This is a genomic window from Nocardioides sp., from assembly GCF_035703625.1.
Taxonomy (GTDB): Bacteria; Actinomycetota; Actinomycetes; order Propionibacteriales; family Nocardioidaceae; genus Nocardioides.
The window spans coordinates 1-2,267 of sequence record NZ_DASSXS010000035.1; the positions used below are offsets into that span (position 1 = coordinate 1).

The 2,267-nt window shown below is 71.7% G+C and carries 3 protein-coding genes; all 3 read right to left on the minus strand.

Annotated elements, in window-relative coordinates; translation table 11 throughout:
* A partial coding sequence (locus VFN12_RS01450) for a TY-Chap domain-containing protein (RefSeq protein ID WP_325116765.1) occupies positions 1 to 562 on the minus strand: 562 nt, incomplete at its 3' end.
* Between the two features lie 48 nt (positions 563 to 610).
* Entirely contained in the window at positions 611 to 1,039 is a 429-nt protein-coding gene (locus VFN12_RS01455) for a winged helix-turn-helix domain-containing protein (protein ID WP_325116766.1), read from the minus strand.
* Between the two features lie 31 nt (positions 1,040 to 1,070).
* The coding region (locus VFN12_RS01460; RefSeq protein ID WP_325116767.1) for a DEAD/DEAH box helicase at positions 1,071 to 2,267 on the minus strand (1,197 nt) is incomplete at its 5' end.

Genomic DNA, 2,267 nt, shown 5'->3' on the forward strand with positions numbered 1-2,267 from the left:
CGAACATCACCTCCAGCGCGGCGTCGACTAGCGACTGGAGGTGGTCGACGTCGTCGGGGTAGGCGAGCTCGACCTCACCATCGGCCCGAGCCGGCTCGGCGGCCGCCACGGACACCGGCTCCAGCCCGTCGGCCGCCAGAAACGCCGGGTGCGGGCACCCGAACACCTCCCTCAGCGCCCGAACCGCGAGCACCGCCACCCGGTCGGCCTCGCGGACGGGCGCATCGAGGTGGAAGTTCGCCTCCCCCGCCACCGGGTCACCGTCGTCGTCGTACGCCGGCTCCGACCACCCCATGTCGGTCAGCACCCGCTCGTCGTCAGCGGTCAGCCCGAACCGCTCGTCGAGGTAGACGTTGCTGACGACCTCCGCCCGCAGCATCCCCTCGCCCCACCCCACGAACTGCGCGTAGGGCGCCGCCCCGTGCAAGTCGTCGTCGGCCACCCCGGCCTCGACCTCCACCAGGAGGATGTCGTCCTCCTCGGCCGCGGCCAGCCGGTCGGCCAGCCGCTGCCGGAACTCACGCCACGCGAGCTCCGCGCTCGCCTCCAGGTCCTCCGTCATGTCGACCCCCCTCATCGTCGACACCAACGCTAGGGGCGACCACCGACACTATTGGTCCGCGCGCCCCGCCTCCGTCAGCTCCCACACGCCGGGCCGGGCCTTGGCCATCAGCCCGTCGGCGATCAGCGCCTGCCGGGCCCGCCGGGCGGCGTACCGCCACCGCAGCTCGCCCTCCGGGGTGCGCTCCTGGTCGGCCTCCAGCAGCGAGTCGGCCATCCGCGACTCCAGCCGCTCGAAGGCGTCCTCGGCCTCGAGCTCCCCACCCGCCTCCTGCAGCACGTGGAGGATGTGCGGCCGGATCATCTCCGGCGGCGTCCATCGGCGCGGGCGCACCCGGGTGGCGGCCGCAGGCGCCGCGCGCTTCGCCGGCCTGGATCGAGGCGCGGACTTCTTCGCCGGTGCCGGGGGTGGCGGCGGCATGCCATGGATGCACTGGGACCTCGGCAGGTCGCACAGCTCGCAGTAGTCGTCGGACATCGACGCCAACGTTAGCCGGGTTCGTCCCAGCTCAGGCTTCCCCGGCCTGCCGTTCCTCCAGGGCGTCGGTCAGCAGCGCGACGAGCGCCTCGACCTGGATGTCGGCCGAGTCGGGTACGTCGGTGTCGGCGCCGTCGAGGGCCCGGGCGGCGAGGCCGGCCTTGCTGTCGATCAGCTCGGCGATCCGGGCGTCGATGGTCTGGGCGGCGATGATCCGCCAGGCGGTGACCGGCTCGGTCTGGCCGATCCGGTGGACCCGGTCGATCGCCTGGGTCTGCTCGGCGTCGGTCCACGACAGCTCGGCGAGGACCACGTCGGAGGCGACCTGGAGGTTGACGCCCACACCGGCCGCGGTCAGCGAGCAGACGATCACCTGGACCTCGGGGTCGTTGGTGAACGCGTCGATGCTGCGCTGGCGGGCGGCCGAGCTCTGGTCCCCGCGGATGTTGGAGTACTTGATCTCGCGCTTGGCGAAGAACTCCTCCGCGGCGTCCATCACGTCGATGTGCTTGGCGAAGAAGACGACCTTGCCGGCCGAGCGCGCGAGCTGGGCGGCGTAGTCGGCGGCCAGCGTCGCCTTGGCCTGGCCGATGCGCCGCACCATGGTGAAGACGTTCTCCTCCGACGTCTCGTCGTCGTCGGAGCGCGTCTCCCAGGTCGCGACCCGGCGCACCAGCTCGTGGTCGATCCCCTCGACCTCGACCTTCTTGCGGCGGGTGGCCAGGGCTGCGTCGTACCGCTGGACGAGGCGGAGCGCGAGGTTGCGCTCGGCGTCGCGGATCGAGCGGGTGGCGGCGTCGTCGAGCTCGACCGGCAGGTCGGCGACCCGGCGGGCGGGGATGTCGGCGGCGACGTCGACCTTGCGGCGACGGACGATGCCGAGGTCGATGACCGTACGGCGGGCCTTGGGGTAGAAGTCGTGCTCCATCGGGGTCAGGCCGATCGCCTCGAGCTGCGCCATCAGCATCGGCCGCGGCTTCTTCTCGTCGATCCAGCCGAGGAACTGCCAGATCGCGCGGAAGTCGTCGATGTCGTTGATCAGCGGCGTACCGGTCAGCGCCATCATCAGCGGCCGGGCGATGCGGCCCCGGATCTTGTCGGCGATCTCGAGGACCTTGCGCGAGCGCAGCGAGGAGGTGTTCTTGATGAAGTGGGCCTCGTCGACCACCATCCCGCGGAAGCCGTGGTTGCCCATCCAGCCGGCGTGCCGGTCGAGGATCTCGTAGTT